This is a genomic window from Gellertiella sp. DMC107 (genome assembly GCF_056313605.1).
Genome location: NZ_JBQUZZ010000002.1, coordinates 669,987 through 687,697, shown reverse-complemented (window position 1 = coordinate 687,697; position 17,711 = coordinate 669,987). Strand labels below are relative to the sequence as shown.

Here is a 17,711-nt window from a genome sequence, read left to right as displayed (position 1 = left end):
TGCCCGTGTTGAAACAGAAGCTGATCCTGGCCTCGGGCTCACCGCGCCGCCTCGACCTCCTGAAGCAGATCGGCATCGAGCCCGACCGGCTGATGCCCATGGATCTCGATGAAACGCCGAAGCGCGCGGAACATCCGCGTTCGCTGGCCCGCAGGCTGAGCGGGGAAAAGGCGGCCGCCGCGCTCGCGGCAATCCGGGGAGAGCCGGTCTGGCAGGGCAGTTTCCTGCTGGCAGCCGATACGGTGGTTGCCGTCGGCCGGCGCATCCTGGGCAAGGCCGAATTTTCGGAAGACGCCCGCGCCTCGCTCCATCTTCTTTCCGGCCGCAGCCACTGGGTCTATACCGGGGTCTGCATCGTCACGCCGTCGGGCCAGTTCCGGCAGAAGGTCGTGGAAACCAAGGTGCGGTTCAAGCGCCTGTCGCGGAAGGAAATCGACACCTATGTCGCTTCCAACCAGTGGCAGGGCAAGGCCGGCGCCTATGGCATTCAGGGCATTGCGGGCTCCTTCGTCCAGAAAATGTCCGGTTCCTACACCAATGTGGTGGGACTGCCGCTGTTCGAGACCGCCCAGATGCTGGCGGGAGAAGGCTTCGACGTGATGAGCGGCTGGCTGGACGGCTGACAATGAACGATCAGAAATCCCGCTCCGCCAAGGTGGAGCCCTTGCGAAAACCGCGCCCCTGCCCCGAATGCGGCAAGCCGTCGTCTCGCGACAGCTATCCCTTCTGCTCGGAACGCTGCCGCAATGTGGATTTGTCCCGTTGGCTGAACGGCAATTATGCGATCCCCGTGACCGAGGACGAAACCAAGGCCGGCGGCGGCAACGACGAGGGCTGAGACGTCTTCGGCATCCCCTGCGAGCGGCAGCCTCCGGCGGCCGCTTTTTCTGTTTGCGCTCAAGACGATAGGCCTCTCCGGCCTGATAATCCTCCAACCGGGATTTTTCTTTGAAAAAAGTGTCATGAGGTGCTGGACATAGCCGATCAGGATGTTATAACCCCGCTCGCTTCCGGGGGAAACGACCCCCGCCGGTTCCAACCGGATGGCGAAAGCCAAGATGCCCGGATAGCTCAGTTGGTAGAGCAGCGGATTGAAAATCCGCGTGTCGGTGGTTCGAATCCGCCTCCGGGCACCATTCTCCTTCATAATGACAATTTCATCTGTGTGAGTGGGCCAAGGCCGAAGAACGCCCGCTGCGGCCCATGCGGGGACTGCGGCGAGCGCTGCTTGACCCGGGAACACGGCTGCGTGAGAACCTGCAGCGGACAGGGAAGGAATTCGATTTGGCGAGGATCTACGCTCTCCTGACCACGCCTGCGCGCAGACGCCGCCTGCATGGCGCGGTGTCTCTGTTTCTGGCGGCAGCGGCGCTTTCCCCTTCGCCGGGGCATGCCAGCATGTTCAACAAGAGCCTGCAAAACTCCAAATCGGCGATTGCCGGGGCGCTTGCCATGTGGGATTTGCACCGGCCCTCGCTCGGCTATTGCTATGCGGATGTGATCGAGGGACGGCCCCATTCCCCGCATTGTGAGGAGGCGCTCCGGGATGCGGCCAAGGTGGCGAAGGGCTTGGGGGCGCCGGCGACGACAGAAGAAGCGGACCGGAAGATCCTGATCGAGATCATCGTAGAGGCCTGGAAACGCGTCGAAAGACAAGGCCGCGCCGACTGAGCCAACCGGACCGGCGGCTTCCCTTTCCGGTTCTGCAACAGCCATGCCAGGATTTGCGGCGTTCAGGCACTGCAAATTCCTTAGAGTTTCTTAACCATGATGCGGGCATTCTCCTCCTGATTTGTGCAGTGAGATCAACCGAAGCCGACCGGGCTTCCCGCGCGCACGGAGCGTTGCCGTCTTGGCGGGCCGGGCTCGGCCCCGGTGGATGGAAACGGGTGGCATCGGCGAGATCGGGACATCCTGTGGAGACCAGGCGAGACATCAACCCCATTCTTGATCCAAGAATGACGTGGACCAACAATCCTCTTGTGGTGCTCTGGAGGAGGCGCGCACTCGTTTGCGCGGTGTTTGTCGCCGTATGGGCCGCGGTGATCCTCTCGCTGGTGCTGATTCCCTCCCGCTATGTGGCCATCGCCGTCATCAGTCTGGTCGAGCCGCTGAAGGCCTTCGACAAGGTTGCCCCCATCTATCTCGGCGATCCCTCCGACATCGAAAGCCAGGTCTATATCGCGGAATCGGTCGCCGTGTTGCGGGATGTGCTCCAGTCGCCCGAAGCACAAGAAGCGGCCGCGGCGGAGTGCCGGAGCGAGGCAGGGTTCTTCAGTTCGCAGCCATGCTCGGGCTTTGAAACGGCTAGCCCCGATGCCATCGCCTATCTGCGAGAGCGCTATTCCGTCAACGGAGCGGGGCGGTCGCGCGTTCTCTATGTCAAATATAATTCCGGCAATCCCCAGACCGCGGCCCTCATGGCCAATCGTCTGGCGGAGACGATCATCGCCGCCCATCAGGACGAACTCACGCAGAAGGGCAGCAAGGCCATCGAGGCTCTCACCGCCCAATTGACCGAGCTCGATCGCGACATCCGCGAGAAAACCGCGTTCGTCGAAGCCTACCGCACACGAAAAGGCCTGGTCAGCGGCGAGAAGGCCGCCCTGACATCGGAACAGCTGACGAGCGTCTCCAACCGGCTGGCGACCGCCGAGTCGGAGCGGTTCAATGCCCGCTCCATTCTCGATGCCATCCGGCAGGGAAGTCTCGACAACGCCACGGCGCTCAGCCTCGGGATCGACAATCCCGGCCTTTACGACATCCAGCGACAGCTGAACGCCGCCCAGGCGGCGGCTCAGGCGGCGGCGCTCAATCTCGGCCCGAACCATCCGCAACTCCAGATGCTGCGGGGCAAGGTCGCTTCCCTGGATCAGTCCTACCGCACCGAACTGAAACGCATCGAGAGTGCGGCCCGGGAAAAGCTCGACGCGGCAGAGGGGGTCGTGTCGGCCCTGCAGGCCCAGCTCGGCGATGCCAAGTCCGAGGCGTCCGATGCCCGCGATGCCGCATCCTCCATAGAGGACAGCATCCGGGATCTGGAGGCGAAGAAACGGTATTATGTGGAATTGTCGGTCGAGAAGCAGAAGCTCGTGGCCGATACATTTGCGGCGCCGGGCCGCCTGCACCTGAACAGCAAGGCAGATGTGCCCACGGAACGTTTCTTCCCGAAGACCATTCCCTTCGTCAGCGGCGGTTTCGCGCTGGCGCTCGTGCTGGCGGTGCTGGTGGCCATCGTGGTCGACAACCGTTCCCGCAGGAACGAGCTGCCCGCCGAGGCGGCGGCGATCCCGCCTCGCCCGGCGGGACGGACGCCCTTGCCGCTCCTCGGAAGCCTGAGCCTGGCGGACGTGCCCGGCCGCGATCTCTTCGCCCAGGCGCTGGACAATATGAAATACGGCCAGTGCCGGGAGGCCGTGGATCTTCTGGTCGGGGAGCTGATGACCGCATCCCGGATGAAGCGGCCCCTCAGCCTTGCCCTTCTCTCCGCCTTTGCCTCGCCCCAGCGCAGCCTGTTCGCGGCCATGCTGGCCATCGCGGCGGCGGAGCGGAATTACCGGGTGCTTCTGGTCGATGCGGACCTGAGATCCGGGCGGGGCGACGGGCTGTCGCACTTTGCGCGGGGGCCAGGCCTTCAGGACATGCTGGACCGGGGGGTCCCGCCCGATGACCTTCTGCAGGACCTCGCCACCCATATCGATCTCATCGGCGCCGGCGAAGGGCGGCTTGACCCTGCGGACGAGTTCGATCCCGCCGTGGTCGCATCCCTGATCGGATGGGCGCGCGGTTACGACCTGATCCTGTTCGACTGCCCGCCGCTGGATGGATCCATGGATGGCGGCCTGATCGCCGGCCATGTGCAGGCCTCGCTGTTCACCACGTCGATGGACGAGACGGAGGGCCAAGCGACCCTTGACGTGGCAACCCGGCTGCGGGAACTCGGCCTCGACATCCGGGGCTATGTGGTGGCACAGGCGCGCCCGGCAGAAACCCTGCACCGGGTGCTGGCCGCCGCAAACCGCCTGCCCGAAAGACGGCGGGCCATGCCATGACCGCGACCACGGGCTCTTCTGCCGGTTGGTTCCGGTTCCGGATGTCCTGGAGCACCCTGCCCAGCTGGGTGTGGTCGATCCTGCTGCTGGTGGGCGCCATCGGCCTTGCGCCGGTCGGCGGCGGGCTTACCCGGCTTGCCTTTTGCATCGGATGCCTGTTCGTGGGTGTCGTCTCCTGGCGGCAGAGCCCGGAATCGCATCTCAAGGCGCTTCTGATGCTGCTCTGCTTCGCCCCGTTCGCCCGCCGCGTGGTCGATTACTACGTCAGCTTCGACGAGCTGGGGCTGATGCTGATCGGCCCGCTGGCAACGATGCTCGTTCCGGTGCCAAGGCTGTTCACTATCGTCGAAGGCCGCACCAATCCGCTGGAGAAAGGCCTGGCTCCGGCGACGATCATTCTGGGCTGCGTGGCCTATGCCGTGTTTCTCTCGATGTTCAAGGGCGCCTGGCTCGACGCCTTCTCGGCGGCGCTGAAGTGGATCGCGCCGCTGCTCTATGCGATGGTGATCATCGAGACCGGCAATCGCGAACGGCTGCTGACGGCGGCGGCGGACATGTTCCAGATCATTCTGCCCGTCATGGGCCTCTACGGCATGCTGCAATATGTGGATCCGCCCGAGTGGGACCGCTACTGGCTGGATTTCGCCAAGACCATCACGGCGGGCCTGCCGCTGCCCTACGAGATCCGCGTTTTCAGCACGCTCAACGGCCCGGCCAGTTTCGCGACCTTCACGGCGATCGGGATCGTGATCGTCAGCTTTCTCCGGCCGCCTCTTCTCGCAGGGCTTGCCGTGCTGCCAGCCGGCATGGCGCTGATCCTGTCCCAGTATCGCACCGCCTGGCTGTCTCTGGCCCTCAGCATCGCCTTCTGCACGCTGTTTGCCAGCACCCGCACCCGCAGTGCCTATATTCTGGCAACCCTCTTCTTCGGCGGCATGGTCGCCATCACCATACCCTCCTTCAACGATGCCCTGATGGAGCGCTTCGAAACCTTCTCCCAGGGAACCCAGGACGGCAGTTTCCAGGAGCGCCTTCAGGAATTCGTGACGCTTTGGGAAAGCCCTCAGAGTTCGCTTGCGGGCATCGGTTTTTCCGAGAGCGATCCCGGTGCGGCGGGCAACATGCCGGTCGATGGCATGATTATCGCCTGCTGGCTGATGATGGGCATCGTCGTGGGCTTCATCTGCCTGTCTGCCTTTGTCTGGGCCGCGTCCCGCATGATCGCGCGCGTCTTCGTCCGGCCCGACCTGCATACGGTGGTTCTCGGCGGACTTGGCTGCGGCTACCTGTTCCAGATGCCCTTTGCGAGCGTTGCCTCCGGCGAGCTCGGATTTCTGTTCTGGGCGTTCGCCGCCATGGCCTGCATAGCCGACAAGCCGGACGGGACGCTCTCGCCCGGATCGGGCGCCAGCCGACCGCCGCTTTCGCGGGCGCGTTTCGACCGGACCGGCTGACCCCATCAGATTTTCTCGCAAACACCTTTCCTGACAGAAGCAAGGCCCATGAGATCCAATCCCAATGTCGAAGTGGCGCGGCTCGCCGGTTTTGCGGCCATCGTCGTCCTGCACGTCAATGCCCTGAAGCTTTTCAGGCCAGATTATCAGGCGATCGGCTGGGTACTCGACGAAATCAACCGGTTCGCCGTGCCGGTCTTCTTTCTCATTTCAGGCTATTTCTTCCATCCGGCCCGCACATCGGCGGCCGGGCAGGCGCTTGCCCAGATCCGGAAACTCGCATTGCCCTTCGTCTTCTGGGCCTCGCTCTATGTGCTGCTCGACTATAAGGAGGTCCTGGCTCCCTCCTCCGTCGACAGAAACTGGCATGCCTATCTCACCGCGCCGTGGACGGGCAGCGTCGCGTTCCATCTGTGGTTCGTGCCGGGGCTGATCGTCGGCAGCTTCATCAGCCTCTCGCTGCTGAAACATGTCCGCTTGCGCACGGCGCTCCTTGTGTGCATCGGCCTTTATGGGATCGGCGCGATCCTCGGAACCTATCTGCGGCCAGCCGGCCTCATCCTGCCGCTCGGCGTCTACAGGAACGGACTGTTTTTTGCCCCGGTCTTCCTGGTCAGTGGCTATGCCCTGTCCACACTCGGGCGGCTGCCCTCCCCCGCCTTCGTTTTCGGTTGCACCCTCAGTGGGCTCTTCCTGCATCTGATCGAGGGCTACTACGTGTTCGGCACCTATCCGCGCGGGCACGATATTTCCTTCGGCACGCTGCCCTATTCGGTCGGCATATTCTGCCTCTTCCTTGCCTATGGTCACTTAGCGAAGGGGGTCGCGTCCTGGGGCCGGGATGTGTTCGGCGCCTATCTCATCCATCTGCTCGTGCTGAAAGGGGTGATCGCCGTGCTGCCGGCCGGGCTGCCGCTCGCAGGGACGCTCGGCGTCTGGCTGTTCGTCACGCTGGCTTCGCTTCTTCTCTCCAGGCTGGCAAAGTCCAACAGCCTGACCCGCCAGATCATGCCCTGAGAGCGGAGCCCCGCTCCGGACGACGTCTGACCCGGTTCAGGCCTGCCGTCCGACAAGGCCGGATACGACCCGGTCCTTGTCGCTTGCGCTTTGCGACAGGCCGTGGCGAACCCCTTCCTGGTCCGCCGCGCTGCGGTTCTGGCTCATTTTCCGCTTGGCGGCCAGCCCGGTTATGGGCATCCGCAGCCCGACGATCCCGCGCAGCTGCGCCGCGATGAAGGCATCGGGGGCATCGGTCACGGCCCAGGGTTCGGCGCGATCCTTCTCGTGGCGATCGGTCAGGCGGGTGACGACGGCATGGAGGCGCTCTTCATCGTCAAAAAATTCCACCGGCCCGCGCAGATGCACGGCCTCGTAGTTCCAGGTCGGCACCACCCGGCCATGCTCCCGTTTCGTGGCGTACCAGGACGGCGTGACATAGGCATCCGGGCCGGAAAAGATAGCCAGCGCATCCCCGACCGGCGGCACCGACCATTGCGGATTGGCCCGGGCGAGATGGGCGTAGAGCGTACCGTTTTCGCCCTCGCTCTCGTCGATGAAGACCGGAAGCGGGGTTGCCATGGGTCCTTCCGCGGTCGCCGTGACGAAGAGCGCCAGCGGCAAGGCCTTTGCCATGGCGAAGATCTCCTGACGGTCGGAGACAGCAAAGGCGGGTGGAGTGTACATGGAAACCTCTCGGTAGGGCGCGGGGGCCGGCCTAGAAACCCCGAAGGAGCTTGAAGGCGATCAAGCCCATGACGGCGGCGACAGCGGCGTCCAGTATGCGCCAGGCGATGGGCCGTGAAAAGAGCGGGCGAAGCCAGGCGGCCCCGTAACCCAGCGAGAAAAAGAAAAGGAAGGATCCCGTCATGGCGCCGGCGGCAAACAGGAGCTCACGGCCCGGAAAACGGGTGGAAAGCGTGCCCAGAAACACCACCGTATCCAGATAGACATGCGGATTGGCCCAGGTCAGCGCAAGGCAGGTGAGGATGGTGGGCCAGAAGGATGCACTGCCGCCGCCTTCCAGAACCAGCGCATTTTCGGACCGGATCGCCGAGATCAGGCTCCTGGCCCCGTACACGATCAGGAAAGCCGCACCGCCATAGCGCATGACCGGATCGAGCCAGGGCATCCAGGCGGCTATTTCCCGCATGCTCGTGACCCCGAGCAGGATGAGGATGGCATCGGAAAGGCTGCAAACAAGGCAGATGGCAAAGACGTGCCGGCGCAGCAATCCCTGCTTCAGAACGAAGGCATTCTGTGCGCCGATGGCCAGGATGAGGCTGAGGCCCATCGTCATGCCGGTCATATAGGTGGAAAAATTCATGCCCTCGTCCCGCTTGGCGCCTGCTTCCGCGAACCGGCCTATTGCAAAGCGTGACCTTAGTCGAATTAAATATGGTTAGGTGAAATTAGGCAAACTAATCATGTTCGACTATCAGGCCCTGCGGGCCGTCGCCACGGTCATCCAGTGCGGCAGCTTCGAGAAGGCGGCTTCGCTGCTGCATGTCACGCCCTCTGCCGTGTCGCAGCGGGTCAAGACGCTGGAGGAAAGGCTGGGCGTCGTGCTGGTCGCGCGCGGATCACCCTGCCGGGCCACGGAAACGGGGGAATGGCTGTGCCGACATGTGGAGCATGTCGGCCTTCTGGAGGAGGATTTGCTGGACCGCCTGCCCGGTCTCGGCAGTCTGGCGGCGCAACGTCAGCCGGTGACCTTGGCGATCGCCACCAATGCCGACAGTCTCGGCACGTGGTTCATCGAGGCGGTCACCGCCTATGCGCGCAAATCGCCCTTTCTCCTGAATATTTCCGTCGATGACGAGGACCATACGGCGGAATGGTTGCAGGCGGGCCGCGTCACGGCGGCCGTGACCAGCCTGGCAAAACCGGTCGCCGGATGCCGGCGCATCGCGCTTGGCGCGCTGCGTTATCACGCCACCGCAAGCCCTGCATTCGTCGCCCGCCATTTCCCCGGCGGCGTGACGGCCGAGGCACTGTCCCACGCGCCCGGCGTGACCTTCAACCAGAAGGACCGTCTTCAGGAGAACTGGATCCGGATGGTGCTGGGAGAGGCGGTGGTCTTTCCAACCCATTGGCTGCCCTCCACGCAGGGTTTTCTGGATGCCAGTCTGGCGGGGATGGGCTGGTGTCTCAATCCCGCACCGCTTGCAGCCCCGTTGCTGGCGACCGGCGAGCTGGTGGAATTGCTGCCCGGCAGGACCCTGGATGTGCCGCTGTTCTGGCAGGTGAACCGGCTTTCGGAAGAACGACTGGGGCTTCTGACGGCGGAAATTCGTGCTGCAGCCGCGCGCGTTCTGCAACCGGCGGGGTAAGCACGGCAAGCCGGTCAAACCCAGACCATAACGCCGAGCATGACGAAAAACAGACCTGTCGCTGCCCAGAAGGCAATAACGAACAGTGCCAAAACGGCCAGCAGGGCGTTTGTCGGGCTTTCCATCAAGTCGCTTCAGGCTATTCACGATTGTTATTTATTACTATTCCCTACAAACCTTAATGGTCCGGCAATCGATCCCTGAGGCGGATAAAAAAAGACAACAATCCTAGGCAGCGCGCGTCCTGTCCCGCCTGTCGAGCAGCACAGAGGCTGCAAAAACGAAGAGCCCGAAAAAGGAGAGGACCGCCCCGACATAGCCGGTCGCGGCATATCCATAGCCGTAGGCGATCACCAGCCCGCCCAGCCAGGCGCCCAGCGCATTGGCAATATTGAAGGCGGAATGCATGGAGGCGGCGGCGAGCGTCTGGCCGTCGGAGGCCACGTCCATCAGCCGGGTCTGCACCGCCGGTCCGGCGGCGAAGGTGCAGCCGACGAGGAACACGGAAAGGCAGAGCATGAGCGGGTGATCCGCCGTCAATCCGAAGAGGGTCATGACGACGATGTTGAACAGCAGCATGCCGCCGATGGTGCCCATCAGGCTGATATCCGCAAGCTTGGAACCCACCACATTGCCGACATTCATGCCGACGCCGAAGAGGATCATGATCAGCGGAATGAGCGAGACGGGCATGTGCGCCACCTCGGTTGCGGTTCCCGCAATATAGCTGAAGATCGAGAACATGCCGCCGAAACCCGTCGCCGCAAGGGTCAAGGTCAGCAGGACCTGCGGATGGGTAAAGGCAACGAGTTCCTTCGTGACGCTGGCGCCTTCCGGTGCTCCGTCACGGGGAAGGTAGAGGAAGATCAGCAGCGCCGTCAGCGCGCCGATGCCGCCGACCGCGAAGAACATGACCCGCCAGCTCAGATACTGGCCGAAGAGCGCCATGATCGGCGTTCCGGCCAGGGTCGCGACCGTGAGGCCCAGCATCACGTAACCCACCGCGCGGGCGCGGCGATGGGGCGGCACCAGCGAGGCGGCAACCAGCGCCGAGACGCCGAAATAGGCGCCATGCGGCAGGCCCGAGAGAAAGCGCAGCGTCGTGAAGCTCCAGAAGCCCGGCGCCAGCGCGCTCGCCAGATTGCCGAGCGCGAACACGCTCATCAGCACGATCAGCAGGTTGCGGCGGGAGGAGCGGGCACCGGCAATGGCGATCAGCGGCGCGCCGACCACGACACCGAGCGCATAGGCGCTGATGACATAGCCGGCTTCCGGCGTCGTGACACCGAAGCTCCTGGCCACATCGGGAAGCAGACCCATGATGGCGAATTCCCCGGTGCCGATGCCGAAGCCGCCGCAGGCCAGCGCAAGAATGACCAGCGTGAGTTCGAGAACGGACAGGGAGCGCTTTTCCTGCTCGAGAAGCGCGTCGGAGCAAAGCATATCGGTCACGGGCGGGATCCGTTTCAAGGCGTTCCTGCCGCGAACGGCAGGCCATGGGGGAGAGGGGCGGCGCTGTTGGCCGTGAACATCTTCAATTTCAACAGTATAGGGCGCGCCCTTGCGGCGGGTAAAGGTGATATATCTCTGAAAGGACTTATGTTTTATCAAGTCTGCCATGCGCGTGCGGCATGGCGTGCGTGCCGGTTGCGACGCTTTCTAGCGAAGCGCTCTCAACGCGTTCAGGATGACGGCGACGTCGATGGCTTCCTGAAGGAGCGCTCCTTCCACCGGTTCCAGATAGCCGAAAGCGGCTGCCACCATGCCGGCAATGGACAGGCCGAGACCCGCAATGACACTTTCAAGCGCAATCCTGCGGCTGCGTCTTGCAACCAGCATGGCGCGGGCGAGCGGCTCGAGCCGGTCGACTAGCAGCACGACACCAGCCGCCTCGGAGGACGAAACCGCACCGCGGGCGCCCATGGCCACACCCACATCCGCCGCCGCAAGAGCCGGCGCATCGTTGATCCCGTCACCCACCATCATGACCGGCCCGAGGGCGGCGGCCTCCTGGACGATCCGCACCTTGTCGCCGGGCGCGAGTTCGGCATGGTGACGGTCAAGCTTCAGCGCTCCCGCCACTTCAGCCACCACTTCGGCACGGTCGCCGGAGGCCAGCACGATGTCCGTCACGCCCGCCTGACGGAGCGCGTCGAGCACGCCTGCCGCATCCGAGCGCACCCGGTCGCGCAGCTCGATGGCGCCGGCAAGCCGACCGTCCAGCGAGACGGCAACCCGCAGGCTTCCGGGCAGGGCCGGGGGCAGCGCCCCGGCGCCCTCTCCCCCATCCATGACGTAGGAAAGTCCGCCGATGCGCACGAGGCGGCTGTCGACCCGGCCGGCGATACCGGTACCGGCCTCTTCGTTCACCTCTTCGGGAATGCGCAGCGTGAGCCCCCTGCCCTCGGCGGCCCGCACCAGGGCCTCGGCCACCACATGGCCGGAGGCGCGGTCGAGGCTTGCCGCGGCGGTGAGAATTTCCTCCTCGCCGAACCCCGAGAGCGCATGGATCGCGGCAATATCCGCCTGCCCGTGGGTGAGCGTTCCGGTCTTGTCGAGTATGACGGTGCGGATGCGCGACAGGGCCTCCAGCACGGCCCCACCCTTGACCAGAACCCCCATGCCCGCGGCGCGCGACATGCCGGCGATCCAGGCGACGGGCACGGCGAGAATGAGGGGACAGGGGGTGGCCACGACCAGAACGGCCAGCACGCGGCGCGTATCGCCGGAGAGGAAATAGGCAAATCCAGCTACCAGCAGCGTCAGCGCCAGGAACCACAGGGCATAGCGATCGGCGAGGCGCACCATGGGCGCACGACTGGCCTCGGCGGCCGCGACCAGCCGAACGATGCCCGCATAGGTGCTTTCCGCCGCCGGACGGGTGGCGCGGAGCACGAAGCTCGGCCCGACGGAGGCCGAGCCGCTCAGGCCCTCGCCGCCTATTTCCACCGCGACCGGGACGGATTCGCCGGTCAGCGCGGAGAGATCGAGACGCGCCCCATCGCGCTCCACCAGGCCATCGACGGGCAGCACTTCGCCATGCCTGATCAACAGGCGGTCACCCACCGCGATGGCCTCGATGGGGATTTCCTTCAGATCGTCGCCTTCGAAGCGCAGCGCGGTTCGGGCGACGCGGCCCATCAGCGCGGTCATCTCCCGCCGGGCACGGCCGGCGGCAAAGGCTTCCAGCCCCTGCCCGCCCGCATACATCAACGCCACGACATTGGCGGCCAGCGGCTCGCCGAAGGCAAGACCCGCCCCCATGGAGAGCGCCGCGACGATATCGAGCCCCACATCGCCCTTCAGCAGGGAACCGACGATCTCGGCCAGAAGCGCAGAGAGGACGGGCAGGGTGGCGAGGGTAAACGCCATGCCGGCGGAAGCGGGATCCCCCTTCCAGGAGAAATAGCCGCCTGCGGCCAGGCCCAGAAGGGCGATGGCCACCAGCAGTTTCTGCCCCTCGGCCGTCCAGAACCTCGTCCACGCGTCTCTCATCGGCGATCTCTATCTTCAGGCCAGAAGGCCGGTCTTGCCCTCGACGATCCGCCCGTCGACGATCTGGATGATCCGGTCGGTCTGGCGGGCGAGGTCGAGACTGTGGGTGACGATCAGGAAGGCGGTGCCCTGTTCGCGGTTCACCTGCCGCATCAGCCTGAAGGCATCGGCGGCAGACTTGGTGTCGAGATTGCCGGTCGGTTCGTCGGCCAGCACGAGCGACGGGCTCATCGCCAGGGCGCGGGCAATCGCCACACGCTGCTGCTGGCCGCCCGACATGTGGTTGGCGAGATTGTCCTTCCAGGGCAGAAGGCCGACCTGATCGAGCAGGTGCTCGGCCCGGCGCCGCATTTCGGCATTCGGCCAGCCGCTGTCCACCAGCAGCGGCATCATCACGTTTTCGGCGGCAGTGAAGGCCGAAATCAGATGATGGTACTGGAAGACGAAGCCGATGCTGTGGCCGCGAAGCCGGGTCTGGCCCGCATCGTCCAGCCCTTCCGTATCCTGCCCTTCGATGGACATCCGCCCGGAGGTGGGCCGGTCGAGCAGGCCGATGATGTTGAGGAGCGTGCTCTTGCCCGAGCCGGAAGGACCGATGAGGGCGCAGAATTCGCCCCGTTCGAGCACGAGATCGACGCCATGCAGCACCTCGGTCTCGACCGGCGTGCCGACACCGAAGCTCTTGCGGACGCCTTCAAGGCGCAGGACGGGAGGAACGGTCATCTCAGCCACGGATCGCATCCACCGGGTTCAGCCGCGCGGCGCTCAGTGCCGGCAGCAGAGCCGTCACGAGACCGGTGAGCGTTGCGGCAAGGATCGTCCGCCCGAACAGCGCCGGATCCATGGTGACGGGAAAGAATTCGGTTCCATCGGGATTGCGGGCGAAGACGCGCCACAGCAGCACGAAACCGCCGCCCAGCGCCGATCCCGCCAGCGACCCCATGAAGCCGATCGAAGCGCCCTGCGTGAGGAATATCCGCAGGATGCGGCCGCGCGACGCGCCCATGGCCCGCAGGATGCCGATCTCGCGCGAGCGCTGCACCACGGACACCACCAGCACGCTGGATATGCCAAGCGCGACGGCGACGGCCACGAAGAACTGGATCGTGTAATTGGCGACCGACTGGGTGGAGAGCGCGGTGAAGACCTGCTGGAAGGTCTTCACCCAGCTTTCCGCATTGACGCCCATGGAGGCGCGCAATTCGGCCGCGACGGTTTCGGCCTGATAGGGATCGCGGATGTCGACGCAGAGGCTCGTGATTCCGCCCGGCAGGTTCAGCAGGGACTGGGCGGAGCGGAGCGACGTATAGACGCTGCGCTCGTTGGCATCCTTGTTGCCGAGGTCGAAGATGCCGTCGATGGTGAAGGTCTGGTCGCCGCCCGTTCCGGTGCTGCGATTGGTGCGGATGCGGATCTTCTCGCCGAGGCCAAGGCCGAGATCGTTCGCCAGTTCCGTGCCGACCAGCAGCCCGCCCGGCTGGAGATCGGCGGAACCGGACACCATTTTCTCCCGAAGATCGATGATGCGATAGAAGGCCTGCGGCTCGATGCCCGTGAGGGTAACCGGATTGGCGGCCGCCCCCTTGACCGCGAAGGCCGCACCGGCAGCGGTGGGCGAAACGGCGGTGACATCCGCACGGGCGAGCAGCCGCTCGGAAATCGCCTGCCACTGGTCGATGGATTTCAGCCGCTGCGCGGGCTTCTGGATGGTGGCCATTTCCCTGGTGTCCCCGCCCATGCGCAGGGGGCGGGAGACCTCTTCCGGAGGAGAGATGACGATATGGGCCTGGGTGGAGAGCACGCGGTTGAAGATGTTGGATTGCACCCCGTGCAGGAGCGAGGTCATGAACAGAATGACCGACACGCCCACCGCCGCGCCGATGACGGTCAGCAGCGTCTGGCGTTTTCCTTCCGCCAGGAACCGCACGGCGGCAATGACTTCGAAGGGAACGAAGGGCTGCATGGCTAGCTCTTTCCGCCGGCCAGGCGCACCTTCTGTCCGGCCACCGCCCCTGCCGAGGCGGGAATCACCGCCTCGCCCTGGCTGAGGCCGGAGCGTATCTCCACCATTTCGGCATCGCGGGCGCCGAGGGTCACGGCGCGCTCCGTGGCGATGCCGGCCTCAACCACCAGCACATGGGGTTTCGGACCGGCTGCATCGGCGACGGCATTCAGCGGCAGGAGCAGCGTGCCCGCCCGACGGGCCACCTCGACATCCACGGAAACGGTCATGTTTTCCTTGAGGAAGGCGGGCTCCTTGTCGAGCGAGAACTTCACCTCCACCGATCCGCGATCCGCATCGATGGTGGAATTGATGGACGAGAGCACGGCGGCAAAGGTCTCGCCCGGATTGGCATCGGCAGAGGCCATCGCCTTCTGGCCCGCGCGGATGCGGGAGAGATTGCGCTCGTCCACCTGCACCACGAGCTGTTTCGGCCGGTTGGGAGCGATGTGCAGCAGCACCTTGCCGGGCTGGGCCACCACGCCCTCCTCCACATCGCGGGCGGTGACAAGGCCATCGATGGGAGAGCGGATACGCGTGAGCGCCAGCTGCGCCTCGGCCACCCGCAGCTTCGCGGCGGATTCGGCAAAGGCTGCCTCGGCGAGCGCGCTTTCGCCCCCGCCGGGAGAAGCGCTGGCCACGGCAAGCTGGGCGGCCCTCCACTGCGCATCCGCCACGTCGAACGCCCGTTGCAGCGCCTCGACGGAAGCCCCGCTCGCAACAGAGCGGTCGGCAAGCCGCAGGGCGCGGTCGAGCTGGGCGCGGGCATTGATGCGCGTCGCCTCCATCTGCAGAAGCGTCTGGCGGGCAACCGGAAGGGTGAGATCGACGAGCTGGCGCCGTTTTACCTCGGCCTGCCTGAGGGCGGCTGCGGCCTGTTCCACGCCGGCTGCGGCCTGCCGGTCATCGAGATCGACCAGCGGGTCCCCCGCCTTCACCCGGCTGCCTTCCTCCACATGCACCCGGGCAACCGTGCCGATCACCTGGCTCGCCACATCGACACCGGAGGGCGTTTCGGCGCGGCCGCTGGCGACCACGGTTTCCACGATATCGCCCCGCGATACCGTCACGGCCCTGACCGGGATGCCGAACAGACGCGGCGCGGCGAACAGGTAGGCGCCATAGGCAAGGGCTGCTGCCAGAAGCAGAAGGATGCCGTTCCGAACCGGATGCTTCATTGCGAAAACCCCATCCGGCGGCGGCCGGATTTGACGGGGGATCGGGCAGGCATTTCGGGTTTCGGCATGGTCAACTCCAGCGGGACGGCAATCGGTCCGCTTCCCGTTCTAACCCAGACAGTCGTCCGCGCCTTGATCACGGTCAAGATGCCCGGCAGGGAAATCAACGGTGCGCCGGCTGGGCTGGCGGCGCGCGGCCGTTGCGGCTACATCCGGACAGTCCGACACAAAGGAGCCCGGCCTCATGGAAACCACCCTCTACGATCCCGTCAAACGCTTTCTCGAAGCGGCCGGCTATGCGGTCAAGGGAGAAATCGGCGGCTGCGATCTGGTGGGCCTCATCGAGGGGGAGGCTCCGCTTGTCGTGGTCTGCGAACTGAAACTCAGCTTCAATCTGGAACTCATCCTGCAAGCGGTCGACCGGGCAACCGTGGCGGACGAAATCTGGATCGCCGCGCGGGTCTCGGCCAGGGGTCGGGGACGGGAGGCGGATGCGCGGTTCCGCAATCTCTGCCGCCGGCTCGGCATCGGCATGCTGGGGGTGGCCGATTCGGGCGAGGTCAGCGTTCTCGTCAGTGCGGCGGCACCCCTCCCCCGCCTCAATGCCAAGCGGCGCACACGGCTGGTGCGCGAACATCGCAACCGGTTTGGCGATCCCGCCAAGGGCGGATCGACGCGCGCACCCATCATGACGGCCTACCGGCAACGGGCGCTCCTCTGCGCCGCCGGGCTCGCCAGCGGCCTTTCGCGGCCGCGGGACCTCAAGCCGCAGGCCGAAGATGCGGGCCGCATCCTGCTCGACAATGTCTATGGCTGGTTCGAGCGTCTGGGGAAGGGAAGCTACACTCTTTCTGCGGAAGGCCGGGCCGCACTGGAACGCTGGCCGCAGGATCGGCTTTTTCCCGGGGATAGACCGGTGTCGGTAACCGACAAATGACGTTTTGAGACTTGAATTTGTCGCAAATGCAAAGTTCAACTGCACGACGCCTGACATCACCCGATACAATCTGGAGGAATGCGCCGATGGTTTTTCGTCTGAAGCAGTTCATTAGCCGCAAGTTCGACGAGGAGGTCCGCTTCTTCAAGGGGTGGCAGAAGGACATGAAGGGGGTGGGCGCCATCCTGCCCACGTCAGGCATTGCGGCACGCCGCATGGCCAGCGTGATCGATACGGCCTCGGGCCTGCCGGTGCTGGAACTCGGCGCCGGAACAGGCGTCATTACCAAAGCCATTCTGGAAACCGGCATCGAGCCGGAAAAACTGGTTTCCGTGGAATATTCGCCCGCCTTTCACGAGTCGCTGGTGAAGCGGTTCGAGGGTGTGGATTTCCGGTTGGGCGATGCCTTCGATCTCAGGACCACGCTTGGCGAGCGCTACGGCGAGACGTTCGACTGCGTGATTTCGGCGGTGCCGATGCTGAGTTTCCCGGCCGAACGGCGGGTGGCGCTGCTGGAAGAGCTTCTTTCCATGATGCGGCCCGGCCGGCCGGTGATCCAGATCACCTATGGCGCTCTGTCGCCCATTCCCCCGAAACCGGAACGCTACACGGTCCGCCATTACGACTTCGTGGTGCGGAACGTGCCGCCGGCCCAGCTCTGGATCTACACCTCCACCGGGACTGAATGAGCGCCATGGCCGATATCGTTCTCTTCCATTCCATTCTGGGTTTGCGTTCGCTGGAGCGGGATGCGGCGGCGCGTCTTGCCGGCGATGGGCACCGGGTCATGACCCCGGATCTCTTCGGCGGGGAGACGGCGGAGAGCATCGAGGCGGGCTTTGCGCTGCGCGACCGGATTGGCTGGCCGGTCATCCTGAAGCGGGCTTCCGACGCCGTGCGGGATCAGCCCCCTTCGGCGGTGCTGGGCGGCTTTTCCTTCGGGGCTGCGATCGCGGCGGGCCTCTGGGCCGGGCGACCCGAGGCAGCCGGCATTCTCCTGCTGCATGGCATTGCCGAGGTGCCGGCCACGGCATCGCCGGCGACACCGGTTGCGGTCCATCTGGCGGATCCCGATCCGTTCGAGCCGAGGGAAGAGGTGGAGGGCTGGCTGGCCGACCTCAGGCAGCGGGGCCTTGCCCCCGAGGTGCATTTCTATCCCGGGCCGGGCCATCTCTTCACCGACCCGACCCTGACGGATTACGGCAAGGAAGAGGCAGACCGCCTGTGGCGCACGGTCAGCCGGTTTCTGAGGGACATCGGGTAA

Annotated in this window: 17 protein-coding genes and 1 tRNA gene; 11 read left to right on the top strand and 7 right to left on the bottom strand. The window is 65.0% G+C overall.

The annotated features are described in order from the left end of the window. Window positions 1-5 precede the first annotated feature (5 nt). The 7 genes from ACT54B_RS08715 to ACT54B_RS08685 all read left to right on the top strand — a co-directional run bounded on the left by ACT54B_RS08715 (window position 6) and on the right by ACT54B_RS08685 (window position 6,523). A complete protein-coding gene (locus ACT54B_RS08715; RefSeq protein WP_476044282.1) occupies window positions 6-623 on the top strand; it encodes a Maf-like protein in 618 nt (205 codons plus the stop codon). A 2-nt stretch (window positions 624-625) separates the two neighbouring features. After that, window positions 626-838: a DNA gyrase inhibitor YacG gene (yacG, locus tag ACT54B_RS08710; RefSeq protein ID WP_476044280.1), complete on the top strand. Its 213-nt coding sequence runs from the start codon at window positions 626-628 to the stop codon at window positions 836-838. Window positions 839-1,060: 222 nt separating this feature from the next. Continuing rightward, a tRNA-Phe gene (locus ACT54B_RS08705) sits at window positions 1,061-1,136 on the top strand. Window positions 1,137-1,284: 148 nt separating this feature from the next. Next, window positions 1,285-1,671 carry a hypothetical protein gene (locus tag ACT54B_RS08700; protein WP_476044279.1) on the top strand — a complete coding sequence of 129 codons (387 nt, stop codon included), beginning with the start codon at window positions 1,285-1,287 and terminating at the stop codon, window positions 1,669-1,671. Between the two features lie 287 nt (window positions 1,672-1,958). Next, window positions 1,959-4,052, top strand: a complete 2,094-nt coding sequence (locus tag ACT54B_RS08695) for a GumC family protein (protein ID WP_476044277.1) — start codon at window positions 1,959-1,961, stop codon at window positions 4,050-4,052. Continuing rightward, a complete protein-coding gene (locus ACT54B_RS08690) occupies window positions 4,049-5,506 on the top strand; it encodes an O-antigen ligase family protein (protein ID WP_476044275.1) in 1,458 nt (485 codons plus the stop codon). Before ACT54B_RS08695 ends, ACT54B_RS08690 begins: the two co-directional genes overlap by 4 nt. 48 nt (window positions 5,507-5,554) lie before the next feature. Further along, window positions 5,555-6,523: an acyltransferase gene (locus ACT54B_RS08685; RefSeq protein ID WP_476044273.1), complete on the top strand. Its 969-nt coding sequence runs from the start codon at window positions 5,555-5,557 to the stop codon at window positions 6,521-6,523. Between the two features lie 36 nt (window positions 6,524-6,559). Here ACT54B_RS08685 and ACT54B_RS08680 read toward each other — a convergent pair whose 3' ends face one another. Next, window positions 6,560-7,189 (bottom strand): FMN-binding negative transcriptional regulator, encoded by a 630-nt coding sequence (locus ACT54B_RS08680; protein WP_476044272.1) that lies wholly within the window; start codon window positions 7,187-7,189, stop codon window positions 6,560-6,562. A gap of 31 nt (window positions 7,190-7,220) precedes the next feature. After that, window positions 7,221-7,829, bottom strand: coding sequence for a LysE/ArgO family amino acid transporter (locus tag ACT54B_RS08675; RefSeq protein ID WP_476044271.1), 609 nt, complete (start codon window positions 7,827-7,829; stop codon window positions 7,221-7,223). A 100-nt stretch (window positions 7,830-7,929) separates the two neighbouring features. Between ACT54B_RS08675 and ACT54B_RS08670 the strand changes: the two genes are divergently transcribed. Continuing rightward, complete coding sequence (locus ACT54B_RS08670; RefSeq protein ID WP_476044270.1) at window positions 7,930-8,835, top strand: LysR family transcriptional regulator ArgP; 906 nt, start codon at window positions 7,930-7,932, stop codon at window positions 8,833-8,835. A gap of 228 nt (window positions 8,836-9,063) precedes the next feature. On the opposite strand, the gene ACT54B_RS08665 is transcribed toward ACT54B_RS08670, so the two are convergent. From ACT54B_RS08665 to ACT54B_RS08645, 5 genes are all read right to left on the bottom strand, one after another. Beyond that, window positions 9,064-10,278, bottom strand: a complete 1,215-nt coding sequence (locus ACT54B_RS08665; RefSeq protein ID WP_476044817.1) for an MFS transporter — start codon at window positions 10,276-10,278, stop codon at window positions 9,064-9,066. 216 nt (window positions 10,279-10,494) lie between these two features. Beyond that, window positions 10,495-12,330, bottom strand: coding sequence for a heavy metal translocating P-type ATPase (locus tag ACT54B_RS08660; RefSeq protein ID WP_476044269.1), 1,836 nt, complete (start codon window positions 12,328-12,330; stop codon window positions 10,495-10,497). Between the two features lie 15 nt (window positions 12,331-12,345). Next, window positions 12,346-13,053 (bottom strand): ABC transporter ATP-binding protein, encoded by a 708-nt coding sequence (locus ACT54B_RS08655; RefSeq protein WP_476044816.1) that lies wholly within the window; start codon window positions 13,051-13,053, stop codon window positions 12,346-12,348. A gap of 1 nt (window position 13,054) precedes the next feature. Then, window positions 13,055-14,293 carry an ABC transporter permease gene (locus ACT54B_RS08650; RefSeq protein WP_476044268.1) on the bottom strand — a complete coding sequence of 413 codons (1,239 nt, stop codon included), beginning with the start codon at window positions 14,291-14,293 and terminating at the stop codon, window positions 13,055-13,057. A 2-nt stretch (window positions 14,294-14,295) separates the two neighbouring features. Beyond that, window positions 14,296-15,510, bottom strand: coding sequence for an efflux RND transporter periplasmic adaptor subunit (locus ACT54B_RS08645; protein WP_476044267.1), 1,215 nt, complete (start codon window positions 15,508-15,510; stop codon window positions 14,296-14,298). Between the two features lie 244 nt (window positions 15,511-15,754). Between ACT54B_RS08645 and ACT54B_RS08640 the strand changes: the two genes are divergently transcribed. From ACT54B_RS08640 to ACT54B_RS08630, 3 genes are all read left to right on the top strand, one after another. After that, window positions 15,755-16,447: a DUF2161 domain-containing phosphodiesterase gene (locus ACT54B_RS08640; RefSeq protein ID WP_476044266.1), complete on the top strand. Its 693-nt coding sequence runs from the start codon at window positions 15,755-15,757 to the stop codon at window positions 16,445-16,447. A gap of 86 nt (window positions 16,448-16,533) precedes the next feature. Then, window positions 16,534-17,136, top strand: coding sequence for a phospholipid N-methyltransferase PmtA (pmtA, locus tag ACT54B_RS08635; protein ID WP_476044265.1), 603 nt, complete (start codon window positions 16,534-16,536; stop codon window positions 17,134-17,136). Window positions 17,137-17,141: 5 nt separating this feature from the next. Beyond that, entirely contained in the window at window positions 17,142-17,711 is a 570-nt protein-coding gene (locus ACT54B_RS08630) for a dienelactone hydrolase family protein (RefSeq protein ID WP_476044264.1), read from the top strand.